Raw genomic sequence first — 15,825 nt, 5'->3', positions numbered from 1 at the left:
TCTAGCTTGTCTTTGGTTTCGCCAGCCGCTCGGCAGTATCCTTGATGGTCTTGGCGATCAGCAGCGCCTGTTCCTTGTTGAACGCAAAATCCTGCACGCCTTTGTGCGTCGTCAGCGACAGCACCATGATATCAGGCTGATGGTCGGGCCAGCCGGTGGCGAAGCCGGTCACGAAATCCGCTGATGTTTTGCGATTTGCCATTGGCGCGCCCTATGCCGCGGGAACGAACGCGGTGACTTCGATCTCGACCTTGGCGCGTTGATCGACCAGGCCATCGATATAAAGCAAGGTCGACGGCGGGAAATTGCGGCCCAGCGTCTCCTTCCAGGCCGCGCCGATCCCGGCGCCTGCGGCCTCGTATTCAGCGCGGCTGGTCAGATACCAGGTCAGGCGGACGATATGCTCAGGCCGGGCGCCCGCTTCACTCAAGAGCTTGATAATCCGCTTCAGCGCAGTGGCGACCTGCGCCGCAAGGTCCGGCGCGTAATCGCCCTTCTCATCGCCGCCGGTCTGGCCCGCCAGCACGATCCATTTGCCGGGTCCATCGAAGCTGACGCCATGCGAGAAGCCGCGGGGTTTCGACCATTCGGCCGGTTGCAAGACATGCATGAATTTATCCTCCCAGAAGCCGGACGATGCTTAGCACCGAACGGGCGGTCACGGCAAAGCTGAAGGGCCTTGCATCGCTGCCTCCCCGGAATTGCGAGTTGCAAATCACGTCGAGCTCGCCGATACCGGCGTTCCCGCCCCTCTCTTTTTTCTGCATCACCGATGGACCGTACACCTTCCAAGACCAAGGCCGCACTGTGGATGGCGGGTTGGCTCACGCTGATGCTGGTCATCGCGATCTCGGGCCGCGAAGCGATGCGGGACATGAACGTGTTTCAGCTGATGGAAGCGCGCTCGATCCTCGGCTTCTTCATGCTGTACCCGCTGATCCACGCGAGCGGCGGATTGTCGATCCTGAAGACAGCGCGCGTGCACATGCACATCGCGCGCAATTTGATCCATTATGGTGCGCAGCTCGGCTGGTTTTTCGCACTCACGCTGATCCCGATCGGCCAGGTGGTAGCAATCGAATTCACCATGCCGATCTGGACGGCAATCCTCGCTGCAGCCTTCCTCGGCGAACGCATGACGGTGTGGAAGATCGCAGCCATCGTGCTCGGCCTGATCGGCGTAATCATCATCGTCCGCCCCGCCACCGGTGAGATCAATCCGGGCCAATTGATCGCGCTCGCCGCAGCCGTGGGTTTCGGCATCTCGATTGCGATAGTGAAGTCACTGACCCGCACCGAACAGACGCTCTCGATCATCTTCTGGATGCTGGTTGTGCAGTCGGCCGCCGGCCTCTTGCCGTCGCTCTATGTCTGGACATGGCCGCCGGCGCATGTGTGGGTTTGGGTCGTCCTGATCGCCTTCTGCGGCACTTTCTCGCACTACTGCATGGCGCGCGCGATGCTGTACGCGGATGCGACGGTCGTGATTCCCATGGATTTCCTCCGGGTGCCGCTGACCGCAACGGCGGGCTGGCTGATCTATTCGGAACGGCTCGACCTGTTCACCGTGCTCGGCGCGGCGCTCATCCTGACCGGTAATCTCTTGAATTTGAAACCGAACGCGCCGGCTCACGTCCGCGCAGGGACCTGACATTCGACACGGCTGTGACGTCGATCACGCAGGCGGCGCGCGTCGTCGCATGCCTCACGGCAACAGGATCCTCACCCTCGACCGCTGCGGTTTTTTTTGCTGCGCGAATGGTGGTGTTTTCGTGTAATCTGACGCAACGCGTTATAGCCAAAGTCTTTTCGATTCTGCTGGGGGATTTCAGATGCGCACCCTTACCCTCCTCGCCTCCTTGATCTGCGTGGCGCTGACCGCAACCGCCGCTCACGCCGACAGACGCGTCGCGTTCGTGGTCGGCAATGGCGCCTACAAAAACGTGACGCCACTGCCGAACCCGACCATCGACGCCAAGTCGATGGCGGGCGCATTGCGCAATGTCGGTTTCGAGGTGGTCGAGGGCACCAACCTCACCCGCGACAAAATGACTGAGAAGCTGCTCGACTTCGGCAAGAAGGCGCAGGGAGCTGATATCGCGGTGTTCTACTATGCCGGCCATGGCATCGCGATCAGCGGCACCAACTATCTGCTGCCAATCGATGCCGACATCAAGTCGGAGATGGACGTCAAGCTGGGCTCTGCCATCAACATCGACCTCACGCTCGACCAGACCATGAGCGATGCCAAGGTCAAGCTGGTGTTCCTCGATGCCTGCCGCGACAATCCGTTCGCCGCCAAGATCAAGTCGAACTCGGCGACGCGAAGCGTCAATGTGCAGACCGGCCTTGCCGAAATGAAATCCGGCGAAGGCACGCTGATCGCGTTCGCGACCGGCCCGGGCCAGACCGCGCTCGACGGTCAGGAAGGCGCCAACAGCCCGTTCACGCGCGCGCTGATCGCCAACATCACCCAGCCCGGCGTCGAGATCCAGCAGGCGATGACCAAGGTCCGCGCCCAGGTCAACGAGGAGACCAACAAGGGCCAGTTGCCCTGGGGCCACACCAACCTGATCGGCTCGGTGTATCTCAATGGCATGCCGGCGAACAACACGCCGGCGGCCGCCGCTCCGGCGGGATCGACCGCGGTTGCGGCCGCACCGAGCTCGGATGTCGAGCTCGAGTTCTGGCGTTCGATCAAGGACTCCAACAAGACCGAAGAGTTCAACGCCTATCTCTTGAGCTATCCGAACGGCCAGTTCCGTTCGCTCGCCCTCGCCCGCATCGCTGCGCTCGAGAGCGGTGCAGCTCCGAGCACGCAGACGCGCAACCTTACCGCCGGCATCGATCCTGCGACCTTCACCGAGGAAGCGAACCAGGTCACTGAGGACCAGATCGGTCTCGACAAGGGCCAGCGCCGCGACGTGCAGCGCCGCCTGAACGGGCTCGGCTTCGACGTCAAGGCAACCGGCAAGTTCGACGACCCGACGCGCGCCGTGATCACGCGCTGGCAGGCCGCGCGCGGCTATCCGAAGAGCGGCTACCTCAACCGGCTGCAGCACAAGGCGCTGCTGACCGAGGTCGTGGCGACACCCTCGGCGAGTTCGGATGAGGAACGTCCCGCTCGTCGTCGCGCCAGCAGCAGCGGCGGCACCTCAGCTCCCGCCCCGGCTCCGCGCTACCATGGCGGAGGCGTCGATCCCGGAGCCGCCTTCGTCGGCGGCGTCGTAGGCGGTATGCTGGGCGGCGCGTTCCGTCGGTGATGCGCCAACAAGCTCAAACAAGAGCCCGGCTCGCGCCGGGCTTTTTATTGGATGCCGTGGATTTCGTCGACGTCGGGGGCTATTTCCCCGCGGCCCTGCGCAGCGCCTCGTTGATGCGGTCCTGCCATCCCGGGCCGCCTTCCTGGAACCATTCCAGCACGTCCTGGTCGATGCGCAGCGTGACCTGCTCTTTCACGCCAGGAGCGGCGTTCGTCTTCGGCGGCGCCACGGCCACCTTGGTGGTGGCGCGCTTGAACGCCGCCTCCGCCTCGCTGCGGGCGTCGTTCAGCGTGCGCGGTCGCCTGGGTTGATCGGCCATTGCTAGATTCCTTCAAACAGCGCCGTCGACAGATAGCGCTCGGCGAATGACGGTACCACGGCCAGGATGGTCTTCCCCGCCGCTTCCGGCCGCTTGCCGATCTCAAGCGCCGCGGCGATCGCCGCCCCCGAGGAGATGCCGCCGGGAATGCCCTCGCTCCGCGCCAGCGCACGCGAGGTCTCGATTGCGGTGGTGCTGTTGACCTTGACGATCTCGTCGATCACAGAACGATCGAGGATGTCAGGGATGAAACCGGCGCCGATGCCCTGAATCTTGTGCGGCGAATGCTGGCCGCCTGACAGCACCGGGCTCTCCTTGGGCTCGACGGCAACGATGCGCAGCGACGGCTTGCGTGGCTTCAACACTTGCCCGACGCCGGTGATGGTGCCGCCGGTACCCACGCCCGCGACGAAATAGTCGATGTTCCCGCCGGTATCGTTCCAGATCTCCTCCGCGGTGGTGCGGCGATGAACTTCCGGATTGGCGAGGTTCTTGAACTGCTGCGGCATCACCGCATTGGGCGTCGTGCGCACCAGCTCTTCCGCAGTCGCGATCGAGCCTTTCATGCCCTGCGCTGCCGGCGTCAGCACGAGTTCGGCGCCGAGGAACGCCAGCATCTTGCGGCGCTCGATCGACATCGATTCCGGCATCACCAGTTTCAGCCGATAGCCGCGCGAGGCCGCGACAAACGCCAGCGCAATGCCGGTATTGCCCGAGGTCGGCTCGATCAGCACGGTATCGGCATTGATGATCCCGGCTTTCTCCATGGCGACGATCATCGCAGCCCCGATGCGATCCTTTACGCTCGCCGCCGGATTGAAGTATTCCAGCTTGGCGAGGATCGTCGCGTGCGCGCCGTGGGCCTGCGGCAATCGGCGCAGCCGGACGATCGGGGTGTCGCCGATCGCATCCACGATGGAGTCATAGACCAGTCCTCGTCCCGGCCGTTGCACTGCACGCATAGCTGAAGGCGCATCCATCGCGGGCTCCCTGACAAAATGTGCCGCGGAAATCGCGGACGCTGTTAGTTAGGAACAGTGCACACTGCGGCGCAAGAAGGCGAAATAATCGACTAACAAATCGCTGCATCGCAATAGCGAAATGTTTCTAAATAGCGATAAACCAACGTATTTGTGTTGCGACAACGTCAAACAAACGGGTGTATAAGTTACTGGTGAATTAAACTCCCAGGTCAGATCGCAAGGAGGTCACGATGACAGCGCTCGCTGAAATCCCGTCGACCATCGCGGTTCGTCCGAACCCGCGTGGGTGCGATCTGCCGACCTGCCCAGTGTGCGCAGACTCCATGGTAGCGGCGGAAGCGTCGGCCTATCTGTACGACAGCATCATCAGCTATCTCTGGACCTGCGACACCTGCGGTTACGGTTTCGTGACCAAGCACTCGATCAAGCGCTTCATGTGCAATTGAGCCTATCTCGCAGTGATGTCGCCACGCGCCCAGTCGGTGCACGTTTGCTGTTGGAAGTCCTCAAATCTCCCGCCAGCGATCGCGGCGCGAATGTCGTGCATGAGCTGCTGGTAGTAGGCGATGTTGATTTCCGACAGCAGCATTGCGCCGAGCGTCTCGCCCGACTTCACGAGGTGATGCAGATAGGCGCGTGAACAGGTGCGCGCGGAAGGCCACGCGCTCTCTTCGTCCAGCGGGCGCGGGTCGTCGGCGTGCCGCGCGTTGCGCAGGTTCACGGGCCCGAACCGGGTGAACGCCACACCATGGCGTCCGTTCCGCGTCGGCATGACGCAGTCGAACATATCGACGCCGCGCGCGACTGCTTCCAGGATGTCCTCAGGCGTGCCGACGCCCATCAGATAGCGCGGGCGGTCCGCGGACAGCACCGGCGCGCTCTCCTCGATCATCGCAAGCATCACCGCCTGCGGTTCGCCGACCGCGAGCCCGCCGATCGCATAACCGTGAAAGCCGATATCGACCAGCGCCTCGGCGCTCCGCCGGCGCAGCTCTGGCACATCACCGCCCTGCACGATGCCGAACAGCATGTAGCCGGCAGGCGCAGTCTCGAAGGCGCGCTTGCTGCGCTCGGCCCAGCGCAGCGAGAGCCGCATCGCGCGCTCGACATCGTCGCGCTCCGCCGGCAGCCGCACGCATTCATCCATCTGCATCGCGATGTCGGAGCCGAGCAGCCGCTGCACCTCGATCGAGCGCTCCGGCGACAGCTCGACCTTGGCGCCATCGATATGCGAACGGAAGGTCACGGCGTTCTCGCTGACCTTGCGCAACTCCGACAATGACATCACCTGGAAGCCGCCGGAGTCCGTCAGCATCGGCCCGTTCCAGCCGGTGAACTTCTGCAGGCCGCCGAGGGCTGCAATGCGCTCGGCACCGGGCCGCAGCATCAGATGGTAGGTGTTGCCGAGCACGATGTCGGCGCCGGCGTCGCGCACCTCGCGCCAGTGCAAGCCCTTCATCGCGCCGGCCGTGCCGACCGGCATGAAGGCGGGCGTGCGCACCACGCCGTGCGGCGTGGTCAGCCGGCCGGTACGGGCATCGCCGTCGGTCGCGAGCAATTCGAACTGATTGGGAAGGCTCATGCGGCCGCTTATGGCGTGACAACGGCCCCTGTTCAACCGCGTTGAGGGCGATTTCCTGCCCCGAAACCGTTGACGGTGCCCAAACTCTCCCGCATAAGTCCGCCACCATGATGATCGCGACCAAACGTACCACCACGGCCAAAAAGCTCCCCGGGGCCTTGGGAGGCGTGCGCGCGTAGTCGGACCGACCGCATCATCTCGAACCGAAGCCCCGCCTGAAGAAGGTCCGGGGCTTTTTTATTTGTCCAATCCTGATGGAGATTCCCGTGAAGAACGATCCCGTTGTTGCCATTGCCGGCGTGACCGGCGCCGTCGGTGCCGAGTTCATCGCCACCATGGACCGGCGCGGCTTCCCCGTGCGCAAGCTGAAGCCGCTCGCAAGCAGCCGCTCGGCAGGCAAGACCATCGACTTCCGCGGGCAGAAGGTCGTCATCGAGGAGCTCAACGAACGCTCGTTCGAAGGTGTCGACATCGCCCTGTTCTCGGCAGGCAGCGGCGTGTCGAAGAAGTTCGCACCGATCGCGGTGAAGGCCGGCGCCGTCGTCGTCGACAATTCCTCCACCTTTCGCATGGACCCGAAGGTGCCGCTGGTGATCCCGGAGATCAACGCGTCCCGCATCCGCGGGCACAAGGGCATCATCGCCAATCCCAATTGCGCCGCGATCACCGCGCTGGTGCCGCTCTGGCCGATCCACCAGAACAACCGCATCAAGCGCGTGATCATCTCGACCTACCAGGCCGCAAGCGGCGCCGGCGCCGCGGCCATGGAAGAGCTGGTGGAATCCACCCGCGCCAATCTCAACGGACAGGTCTATACGCCGAAGGTGATGCCGCATCCCTACGCCTTCAACCTGTTCAACCACAACACCGCCGTCGATCCCGAGACCGGTTACAACGACGAGGAGACCAAGGTCATCAAGGAGACCCGCAAGATCTTCGAGGACGACAGAATCGCAATCGGCGTCACCTGCGTCCGCGTGCCGGTGCTGCGCGCGCATTGCGAGGCCATCACGTTTGAATGCGAGAAGCCGATCAGCGAGGACCAGGTGCGCACGCTCCTTGCGGTCGCGCCGGGCGTGCGGATCGTGGATGATCGCGCCAGGAATTACTTCCCGATGCCGATCGATGCGTCCGGCCAGGACGACGTGCTGGTCGGCCGGATCCGCAAGGATCTGAGCGACCCGAGCGGCCATTCGATCTCGATCTTCGTGGCGGCTGACCAGCTCCTGAAGGGCGCGGCGCTGAACGCGGTCCAGATCGCGGAGCTGTTGCCCGAGCGAGTGATGGCATGAGGCCGGCAGATTGGCGATGACGGCTGGATAGCGGCGCGATATAGAGCGAAGGACATCGTAGCGCGGAGAGGACGGAACCACTGACGAGGGTAATGGCACGGGCGGCACGGCAAAGGGTTGCGAGATCTCGCGGCGGCCGTCCGACAAAAAGCGCCGCCATCCAGCGCGACCTGCGGCTGATCGAAGTTGCCACCCGGCTCTTTCTGGAGCGCGGCTTCGAGGCGACGTCGATCGACGCCGTCGCGGAAACGGCGCGGGTCAGCAAGCCCACCGTCTACGCCCGCTATCGCGACAAGCGTGGCCTGTTCGAGGCCGTGCTGCGGCGCGAGATTTCGCGCTGGCTCTCCCCGCTCGCGACCGCGGCGGAAATGCAGTGCAGCGATGTTTCCAGCATTTCCGTCGAGCAGGCTCTCCTCGATCTCGCGCGGCAGATGCTCGATCTGATCAGCGGACCCGAACCCGGGGCGCTGAGCCGCATTGTGGCGGCACAGGCAACCAACTTTCCCGAGCTTGCCCGGCTCGCGGAAGAAGAAGGCTATCTGAAAGCCGTTTCGACGATGACACGTCTGTTTGATCGCCTGGTCGCCGAGGGAGCGGCCCAGATCGAGGACACGACGATCGCCGCTGAGGTCTATCTCAACATCACCGTCGGCCACACCTTCCGGCAGGCGACCAATGGCATTCCAATCGACCGGAAAGCTGAAGAAAAGCGCTTGCGGGCGTCCTTGCGGCTTTTCATGACCGGTATCGGCGGACTGGGTCGGCCGCACCGGTCCGGCGCACGAACCCGCCCGCCCCGCTGACCAACTCGACGATTCAAGGCCGCAGGCCGCCGCCCGATTTGGGTGGCTTCCGGTGCCGGATGGATTGTTGACGATAACTAAACGATACGGTATGGTTTTATTAAGTGGGCCGGCGATATCTGCCGCACCGGACATCGCCCAGCGCTCACGCCGTCGCAAACTTCGATCGGCGCAACCGTGGCTGTCTGGCCCCCGGGGCCCGGCTTGCGTTGTTCGGACGGCCGACCCGGACGCGGGTCGGCCGTCTTCCTTCGGCGCAACCGAGTTGACGCAAGGGGCGCTGTTGCAGGTGACGCGACGCGCGCCAGTCGTCTCGACCAGGAAGGATCGCCGCATTGGCCCCTGCCAAGTTGCAAAGATGCACCCAATTCGTGGCTGTGGGTCTTGCGATCACGGCGCTGTCCTGCGCCGCGCGAGCCGATGCAGGAGATCAAGGAACGACGGAAGAGCGGGAGGCCTGTACGCCCGACGTCTTCCGGTTTTGCTCCGGTTCCATACCGAACACAGACCAGATCGTGTCGTGCCTTTACGCAAATAAGCAGCGGTTGAGCGAAAAATGTCGCGGTGTGATCTCGGTTCGGAACTCAAAAATGCCGGATCGAAGTGCCAAATGATGGGAGACGCACGGCTGCGGACCAGGTGCTTTCAGCCATGGAGGAGGATCGATGGTGAATCAGCGCGCGCGCTCCACGAGGGCGATGTCCAAAACGACACGGCAGCTGCTCGTGATCGGTCTGCTGACGCTGCTCGCATCCGCGCCGTCTTTTGCCGTCGCCGCTCCGTCAGCTCCTGACTCCTCTTCGGGCCAGGAGCAGGCAACGGAATCCGACGACCTGGCGATCGCCCACCAAATCGAGATCTTCCGGACAGCGCAGGTATCGCTCAACCGGGCCATCGAGATCGCCGAGCGGGCGCACGCCGGCGCGAGGACTTCGGATGTCAGCTTCGACGGGGGATCAGGTGCGCCGGTATTCCGAGTCAGGACATTTCATGATGGCCAGCTCTGGGAACACGCCATCAATGCTGCGACCGGTGAGATGTCGACGGATCGCTTCGTGTCGTCCCTGAAGGAACTCAATGCCGAGGACCGCACCAACATCGCCTCGCTGTCGGGTGTCGATCAGCAGCTGTCGGATGCAGTGCGAGTGGCAGAACGAGCCACCTCGGGCAAGGCAATCAGCGGCGGCCTGACCCGCGAACGCGGCAAGCTGAACTTTGTCGTCATCATCGTCAGCGGACTGGATCTGAAGCAGGTGCTCCTCGAACCGCCCCGTCGCAAGAGCCGCTGACGCTCGTTCCCTTCTCCCCCTTGTGGGAGAAGGTGGCGCGAAGCCCCGGATGAGGGGCTGTCTCCACGGGCGACCGTGCACGTGGAGAGAACCGCTCACCCAAACGAGTTCGTTGCCGGTGCGGAGCAGCCCTCTCCCACAAGGGCGAGGGCACATCAACTGGCAGCGCGAACGCGTAGCAGCCCCGCACCAGATCCAGCATCACTCGTGCGCGCGAAACAGCAGGCACGCGTCGCCGTAGGAATAGAAGCGATAGCCCGCCGCGATCGCATGCGCATAGGCCCGTCTCATGGTCTCGAGCCCGGAGAAGGCCGACACCAGCATGAACAGGGTCGAGCGCGGCAGATGGAAATTGGTGAGCAGGATATCGACCGCGCGAAAACGGTGGCCGGGCGTGATGAAGATCGCAGTGTCGCCGGTGAAGGGCTGGATCGTGCCATCCTCCCTCGTCGCGCTTTCGAGCAGCCGCAGCGAGGTGGTACCCACCGCGACGATGCGCCCGCCTTTGGCGCGCGCCGCATTCAGCGCGGCGGCGGTCCGCGCGGAGATGCAGCCCCATTCCGAATGCATCTTGTGCTCGGAGGTGTCGTCCACCTTCACCGGCAGGAACGTCCCTGCCCCGACATGCAATGTCAGCCTGACGATATCGACGCCGCGGCCATGCAGCGCGGCTTCCAGCGACGGCGTGAAATGCAGGCCCGCAGTCGGGGCTGCGACCGCGCCCTCATGGGCCGCGAACATGGTCTGGTAGTCGGCAGCATCCTGGTCATCGGGCGTGCGCTTGGAGGCGATGTAAGGCGGCAGCGGCGGGCCGCCGAGATCGGCGATGGCCTGGTCGAGCGCAGGTCCATGGAACGAGAATGACAGCGTCACCTCGCCTTCCTGCCCCTTGGCTTCGACCTGCGCATCGAGATGCCCGAGCAGACAGACCTTGCCCTCATTGCCGAAGCGGACGATGTCGCCTTCCGCCAATTTCTTCGCCGGCTTCACCAGCGCCTGCCAGCGCGAACCATCAAGCCGCTTGATCAGGGTCGCCTCGATCTTCGGCTCGGTCTCGCGGCCGATGCGGCGGCCCTTCAATTGCGCCGCGATCACCTTGGTGTCGTTGACGACGAGCTGGTCGCCCGGCTCGAGCCATTGCGGCAGCTCGGCCACGGTGCGGTCGCGCAGCACGCCGTCGCCCTGCACCACCAGCATCCGCGCAGCATCGCGCGGAGTCGCGGGCCGCAGCGCGATCCGTTCAGGCGGGAGATCGAAGTCGAAGAGATCGGTGCGCATCGGACCCAGCGACATACAACCAGACCCTCATCCTGAGGAGCGCGGAACGCGCGCGTCTCGAAGGATGAGGCCCGGCTCTAGCAGCGAGGGCCTCGTGGTCCGAGACGCCTGCTGCGCAGGCTCCTCACCATGAGGAGCAACGGCTACTCCGCGTCAGCGGCCATCCTTGCCTTGACGATCTTGTCGGGATTCTGCACCGGCTCGCCGCGCTTGATCTTGTCGACATTCTCCATGCCTTCGGTGACCTTGCCCCAGACCGTGTACTGGCCGTTGAGGAAGGCGGCGTCATCGAAGCAGATGAAGAACTGGCTGTCGGCGGAATCCGGGTTGGCGGCGCGGGCCATCGAGGCGGTGCCGCGGACGTGCGGCTCCTTGTTGAACTCGGCCTTCAGCTTCTTGCCGGAGCCGCCGGTGCCGGTGCCATGGGGACAGCCGGTCTGCGCCATGAAGCCGTCGATCACGCGGTGGAACACGATGCCGTCGTAGAAGCCCTCGCGCACCAGCTCCTTGATGCGGGCGACGTGGTTTGGCGCGACATCCGGCCGCATCTCGATGGTGACGGGACCCTGGGTGGTTTCCAGGATCAGAGTGTTTTCGGTGACAGCCATGCTCGCCTCTCTTTGGCTTCGGGTTGACGCTCGCGGGTTCTAAAGGGAATCGCAAAAGGTCGGCCAGCGACGGCGCCGCCCAATGCGTCGGTAAATGGCAATGGCGTGCAGCGTTGCAATGCCTCCATCACGGCGATCCGGTATTGCAAACGGTCATTGTCGCTGGCCTGTTCCGTCTCGTAGGTGATCCTGGGATGCCCGAGGATCGCTCCCTGGCGGTTGAAGCTGACGATTACGGTGATGTCGATCGGGTTGGCCTGAGACAAAGGCGGCGGCTTGAAGCAAGCATGCAGCCTCACGAAGATATCCTTGAGCGTGTCGAGCTTCTCGGGTGCCGGCTGCGCCCGCGTCGCGCAAGCAAGCAGCATCAGCGGCGCCGCAAACCAGAGAAATGGCTTGCCGCGCAGCATCGGCAAATCTCACTTGATGTCGGACGCGACTTGCACCTTCACCATCTTGTCGGGATCGGTCACTGCGCCGCTCGGCGATCCCGCCGGCGCCTTCTTCAGCTTGTCCACCACGTCCATGCCGGACACAACTTCGCCGATCACGGTGTACTGGCCATTCAGGCTCGGTCCGTCGGCGTACATGATAAAGAATTGCGAGTTGGCGCTGTCGACGCTGTCGCCGCGCCGAGCCATGCCGACAATGCCGCGCTTGAAGGGCACGTTCGAGAATTCCTGCTTCAGGTTCGGGTATTTCGAGCCGCCGGTGCCGTTGAAGTTCTGGCCGTCGCCGGTCTGCGCCATGAAGCCGTCCATCACGCGGTGGAACGGCACGTTGTTGTAGTAGCCCTCGCGCGCCAGTTGCTTGATGCGCTCGGCATGCTGCGGCGCGATGTCCGTCCTGAGCTTGATGACGATGCGGCCCTTGGTGGTGTCGATCACGACCGCATTGGCCTTGTCCAGATTGGCCGGCAAGGGCTGCGCGACCGCGGCAGCCACACAGAGCAGCGCGGCGAGAACGGCGAGAATTCGGATCATGAAAACTCCGGAGCGGATATCTGGGGAGGAGCGCTAGCTAGCTGGCGAATTTGGCCTTGAGGCGGGCGGCAACGGCTTTGGGCACGAAACTGGAGACGTCGCCACCCATGCCGGCGATCTGGCGGACAAGCGTGGCCGTGATCGGCCGGACCGTCGGCGAGGCCGGCAGGAACACGGTGTGCACCTCCGGCGCCATGGCTTCGTTCATGCCGGCCATCTGCATCTCATAGTCGAGGTCGGTGCCGTCCCGCAGGCCCCGGATCAGAATCGTAGCACCGGCGCGTTGCGCTGCGGTGACGACCAGATCGTCGAACGTGATGCATTCGAAGGCACAGCCGGTTTTCGCGGCGATGGGGCCAAACACCTCGTCCAGCATGCCCAGGCGCTCCTCGACCGAAAACAGGGGCTTCTTCCCTGGATGGACGCCGATGGCGACGATCAGGCGATCGCAGAGGACGACGGCGTGTTTGACCACGTCGAGATGGCCGTTGGTGACCGGGTCAAACGAGCCCGGATAAAGCGCGATGCGAGGCATATCCCCCTCTAGCCTGCCCAGGGCTGGCCGGCAAGCCAGCCGGGTTCCCAGAGCGTTCTGAAACCCAATGTTTCATTTATCTGACGCTGACGAAACAAAACCCCGAGGTAACGAAACCATTTTCCGCCTCTGCGAAGACAGCAGGAAACAAGCGACCCCTATCACTCCCGCCAACTAAACGACGGGCCACCAAGGCCCACTGACAGGGGACCGTCATGATCAAGGCACTTTCCGCCGTCGCCATTGCCGCCTTCATTGCCGCCGCGCTCACCCTGCTTCCAGGCTTTGCGCCCCAGGTCGAAGCCAGCGTGCCCCGCGCCCTCGCCAAGTCCGACCGGCTGGATGTCCGCCCCATCGCCAAGGACTGCTCGCAGCAGAACTGGCCGAACTTTGACGTCTCCTGTCTCCGCAACGCCGGCGGGAAGGCCGCGGTCCGTGAAGCGCGTCTGGTTACTGCCGACCGCACCCCATAGGCGAGCGTTCGCGCCCCTCTGTTTCACGTACTACCGATGACGTGCCCGCCCGATCACCAATGGCGGGCACAACCGCATTGCGAACTCCCTCGAGGCTGTGCGGAAACTCACGACCCTTGCCGGAGGCTTCATCCTGATTGAAGGGCTTCAGGGATGTCGCTTCAACGAAGTGGCCGTCTTGCGATCCTTCCACGCGTATTTGTCGTCATTTGTCTCCGGTCTCAGCGCGCCCATCTAGCGCGGAGCTATGAACAGCGAGCATCTTCCACCGACCTTCTGCCGCCCCTGCAAAGTTCCCGTGACAAGGTCGCTCTTCCAACTTTTCCCGATGCGATTGCGCAACACGTCGGATCAATCTTGCGGCAGCGCGGTACCCACCGTTGCCCGCTTACTACCGAACGTTGTATGTGTCCGAACATTGCAGTTGGAGAGCATTGCGCCTTTCGCGTGCGTACTTAGCCGATCTCATGACCTGACCAGTAGATTGCTCAACCCGTTAACTGGGCGAGGGGCAGATGCTCGGCTACGTAGGTCACCGCCGCAAAGGTGGTCGAAGGATTACGGTTACGGCGTTCGCTTCCTCCGCAAGACACGAGCAGGACTGGCTTCCGGCGGCGCAAGCTTACTTAAGACCTCAGGACTGTTGTTCGCAACTTCTTCAACGCGATGCCGCGCGAAGCTGTCGCGGACGTGCGCTGCGGCCCCTTCTGTTGGAAACGGTCGCGTCGGTCGCTTTGCTTTGCCTGCTCGATGGACGGGCTTTCGCGCAATGCGTGGCAACCGACGCCAGCACGGTGAACTGTCGCGGTTTCGATCCGGACGGATTTGCGATAGCTCCGCCTCCGCCCCCTGGACCGAATGTCACACTCACCGTGGACCCCACTGCAACCGTGAACGGGCCGTTCTCGATCGATGGTCTCTCGTCGCTCACCTTCAACAACAACGGCCAGATCAACGGCAACGTCACCGTCACCAACAATGGCAATTTGAGTTTCGATCAAAACGGCACGTTCGGCGGAACGACGTTGTCCGTGAGCGGCTCCGGGACCAACAGTTTGCTCGTTCGCGCCGGACGGTCAGTCAACACCGTGATCATGTCAGGCGCGCAAAATCAGATCGACAATCTCGGCGTTCTCAATAATTCCGTCACTCTAAACGCGACGACTTCGAATACCGTTATCAACCGAGCCGGTGCGGCGATCAACCAACTCAATCTCTCGGGCCCCACCAATACAATCGACAACAGCGGTCTCCTCAACCAGGGCCTCCAGTTCAGCAACAGCGCCACCGCTACCGGCAATCCCAACTTCGACAACACCATCAACAATAGAGCGGGCGGTGTAATCAACACCATCACCAGCACAGGTACCGCCAGCAACAACGTCGATAATTCCGGAACAATCAACGGCCCCGTCAACATCGCCGGCAACTACAATGTCTTTGTCAATCGCGCGACAGTTCAGGGCAGTGTCACTTTTGGTGGCGGAAACGATGTTTTTGCCCAGACGGCCGGCACTACTTGTTGCACCGTCAATCTCGGCAATGGCACCAATCAGGTATTCATGTTCGCCGGCACGATCAGCTCAAACGTGGTGACGGGCTCGGGACAGGATTTTCTTTACTGGGGCGGCGGAAATATTGTCACCGGATTCAGCCTCGGGGCGGGCAATGATACCGCGCTGCTTTCCAATCTCACGTCGACCAATCTGACGCCGGGATTGCCGATCGATGGCGGGCAAGGCAATGACACCCTCGTCTTCAGCAACTCGCAAAACGGTGCGAATGGCACTTCTGTGTCACAACTCTGGAATTGGGAAACCATCCGACTCCAGGCGCATTCGCAACTCACCTTCAGTAACTTCAGCACTCTGACACTGGGCGACAGCGGAACCGGGACCGGCACGCTTTCGATCGAAAGCGGCAGTTCTGTATTGGCCGGAAACGGTACTCACACCGTGAGGCCGTACGATCCCAGCGCCCTTGCCGTTGTCAACAATGCCAGCATCATCGACCTGACCAACAGCACGCCGACGGCGACCGACCGGTTTGTGATCTTCGGCAACTATGTCGGCCAGAATGGAAACCTCAACCTGCAGACCGTGCTGGGCACCGACGACTCGCTGTCGGATCAGCTTGTGATTCAGAAAAATTCAGCCGCGACCGCGACCCCGACCGCGTCCGGCTCGACCCGGATCAACGTCTCGAACCTGAACGGGCCCGGAGCCATGACCGTCGCCGACGGCATCAGGGTTGTTGACGCCGTCGACGGTGCCGCGACAACGCCGGGGGCGTTCACGCTCGGCCACCCGGTTGCTGCGGGCGTGTTCGAGTATCAGCTCTTTCGTGGTGGCGTGACGTCGAATGTCGCAAACGATAACGACTGGTTTTTGCGCTCGGGTGTGACCTCGCCGCCGGCG

The 15,825-nt window shown here is 63.0% G+C and carries 17 protein-coding genes and 1 pseudogene; 8 read left to right on the top strand and 10 right to left on the bottom strand.

Annotated features, from left to right (window positions below; all coding sequences use genetic code 11):
* Position 1 precedes the first annotated feature (1 nt).
* Complete coding sequence (locus J6497_RS26140; protein WP_225707154.1) at positions 2-202, bottom strand: hypothetical protein; 201 nt, start codon at positions 200-202, stop codon at positions 2-4.
* A 9-nt stretch (positions 203-211) separates the two neighbouring features.
* On the bottom strand, positions 212-610 hold the full coding sequence (locus tag J6497_RS26135; protein ID WP_225707153.1) for a RidA family protein: 399 nt from the start codon (positions 608-610) through the stop codon (positions 212-214).
* A 162-nt stretch (positions 611-772) separates the two neighbouring features.
* On the opposite strand from J6497_RS26135, the gene J6497_RS26130 reads away from it, so the two are divergent.
* Both J6497_RS26130 and J6497_RS26125 read left to right on the top strand, forming a co-directional pair.
* Positions 773-1,651 (top strand): DMT family transporter, encoded by an 879-nt coding sequence (locus J6497_RS26130; RefSeq protein WP_225707152.1) that lies wholly within the window; start codon positions 773-775, stop codon positions 1,649-1,651.
* A gap of 181 nt (positions 1,652-1,832) precedes the next feature.
* On the top strand, positions 1,833-3,263 hold the full coding sequence (locus tag J6497_RS26125) for a caspase family protein (protein WP_225707151.1): 1,431 nt from the start codon (positions 1,833-1,835) through the stop codon (positions 3,261-3,263).
* Between the two features lie 79 nt (positions 3,264-3,342).
* On the opposite strand, the gene J6497_RS26120 is transcribed toward J6497_RS26125, so the two are convergent.
* The gene (locus J6497_RS26120) at positions 3,343-3,582 is read right to left on the bottom strand and encodes a BrnA antitoxin family protein (protein WP_225707150.1); all 240 of its coding nucleotides are present in this window, start codon (positions 3,580-3,582) and stop codon (positions 3,343-3,345) included.
* A gap of 2 nt (positions 3,583-3,584) precedes the next feature.
* Positions 3,585-4,562, bottom strand: coding sequence for a cysteine synthase A (gene cysK, locus J6497_RS26115; RefSeq protein WP_283845034.1), 978 nt, complete (start codon positions 4,560-4,562; stop codon positions 3,585-3,587).
* A gap of 233 nt (positions 4,563-4,795) precedes the next feature.
* On the opposite strand from cysK, the gene J6497_RS26110 reads away from it, so the two are divergent.
* Positions 4,796-5,011, top strand: coding sequence for a hypothetical protein (locus J6497_RS26110; protein WP_225707149.1), 216 nt, complete (start codon positions 4,796-4,798; stop codon positions 5,009-5,011).
* A 2-nt stretch (positions 5,012-5,013) separates the two neighbouring features.
* Here the strand turns inward: J6497_RS26110 and tgt are convergent, their stop codons facing one another.
* Positions 5,014-6,147 carry a tRNA guanosine(34) transglycosylase Tgt gene (tgt, locus tag J6497_RS26105; RefSeq protein WP_225707148.1) on the bottom strand — a complete coding sequence of 378 codons (1,134 nt, stop codon included), beginning with the start codon at positions 6,145-6,147 and terminating at the stop codon, positions 5,014-5,016.
* Positions 6,148-6,401: 254 nt separating this feature from the next.
* Here tgt and J6497_RS26100 point away from each other — a divergent pair, with 254 nt between their 5' ends.
* The 3 genes from J6497_RS26100 (at position 6,402) to J6497_RS26090 (ending at position 9,531) form a co-directional block, all read left to right on the top strand.
* Positions 6,402-7,439: an aspartate-semialdehyde dehydrogenase gene (locus J6497_RS26100; RefSeq protein WP_225707147.1), complete on the top strand. Its 1,038-nt coding sequence runs from the start codon at positions 6,402-6,404 to the stop codon at positions 7,437-7,439.
* A gap of 92 nt (positions 7,440-7,531) precedes the next feature.
* Positions 7,532-8,242 (top strand): TetR/AcrR family transcriptional regulator, encoded by a 711-nt coding sequence (locus J6497_RS26095; RefSeq protein WP_225707146.1) that lies wholly within the window; start codon positions 7,532-7,534, stop codon positions 8,240-8,242.
* A 668-nt stretch (positions 8,243-8,910) separates the two neighbouring features.
* The gene (locus J6497_RS26090) at positions 8,911-9,531 is read left to right on the top strand and encodes a PepSY domain-containing protein (RefSeq protein WP_225707145.1); all 621 of its coding nucleotides are present in this window, start codon (positions 8,911-8,913) and stop codon (positions 9,529-9,531) included.
* 201 nt (positions 9,532-9,732) lie between these two features.
* Here the strand turns inward: J6497_RS26090 and queA are convergent, their stop codons facing one another.
* The 5 genes from queA to coaD form a co-directional block, all read right to left on the bottom strand.
* Positions 9,733-10,809, bottom strand: coding sequence for a tRNA preQ1(34) S-adenosylmethionine ribosyltransferase-isomerase QueA (gene queA, locus J6497_RS26085; protein WP_225707219.1), 1,077 nt, complete (start codon positions 10,807-10,809; stop codon positions 9,733-9,735).
* Positions 10,810-10,952: 143 nt separating this feature from the next.
* Positions 10,953-11,417, bottom strand: coding sequence for a peptidylprolyl isomerase (locus J6497_RS26080; RefSeq protein WP_225707144.1), 465 nt, complete (start codon positions 11,415-11,417; stop codon positions 10,953-10,955).
* The gene (locus J6497_RS26075; RefSeq protein WP_225707143.1) at positions 11,393-11,827 is read right to left on the bottom strand and encodes a UCP034077 family protein; all 435 of its coding nucleotides are present in this window, start codon (positions 11,825-11,827) and stop codon (positions 11,393-11,395) included. Before J6497_RS26075 ends, J6497_RS26080 begins: the two co-directional genes overlap by 25 nt.
* A gap of 9 nt (positions 11,828-11,836) precedes the next feature.
* Positions 11,837-12,400: a peptidylprolyl isomerase gene (locus J6497_RS26070; RefSeq protein WP_225707142.1), complete on the bottom strand. Its 564-nt coding sequence runs from the start codon at positions 12,398-12,400 to the stop codon at positions 11,837-11,839.
* A gap of 37 nt (positions 12,401-12,437) precedes the next feature.
* Entirely contained in the window at positions 12,438-12,935 is a 498-nt protein-coding gene (gene coaD / locus J6497_RS26065; RefSeq protein ID WP_225707141.1) for a pantetheine-phosphate adenylyltransferase, read from the bottom strand.
* A 215-nt stretch (positions 12,936-13,150) separates the two neighbouring features.
* Between coaD and J6497_RS26060 the strand changes: the two genes are divergently transcribed.
* Both J6497_RS26060 and J6497_RS41615 read left to right on the top strand, forming a co-directional pair.
* Positions 13,151-13,408 carry a hypothetical protein gene (locus tag J6497_RS26060; RefSeq protein WP_225707140.1) on the top strand — a complete coding sequence of 86 codons (258 nt, stop codon included), beginning with the start codon at positions 13,151-13,153 and terminating at the stop codon, positions 13,406-13,408.
* An 890-nt stretch (positions 13,409-14,298) separates the two neighbouring features.
* Positions 14,299-15,825: pseudogene (locus tag J6497_RS41615) on the top strand (autotransporter adhesin family protein); the annotation flags it as partial.

This window comes from Bradyrhizobium cenepequi, from assembly GCF_020329485.1.
GTDB lineage: Bacteria > Pseudomonadota > Alphaproteobacteria > Rhizobiales > Xanthobacteraceae > Bradyrhizobium > Bradyrhizobium cenepequi.
This window is presented reverse-complemented; position numbering and strand designations above follow the sequence as displayed.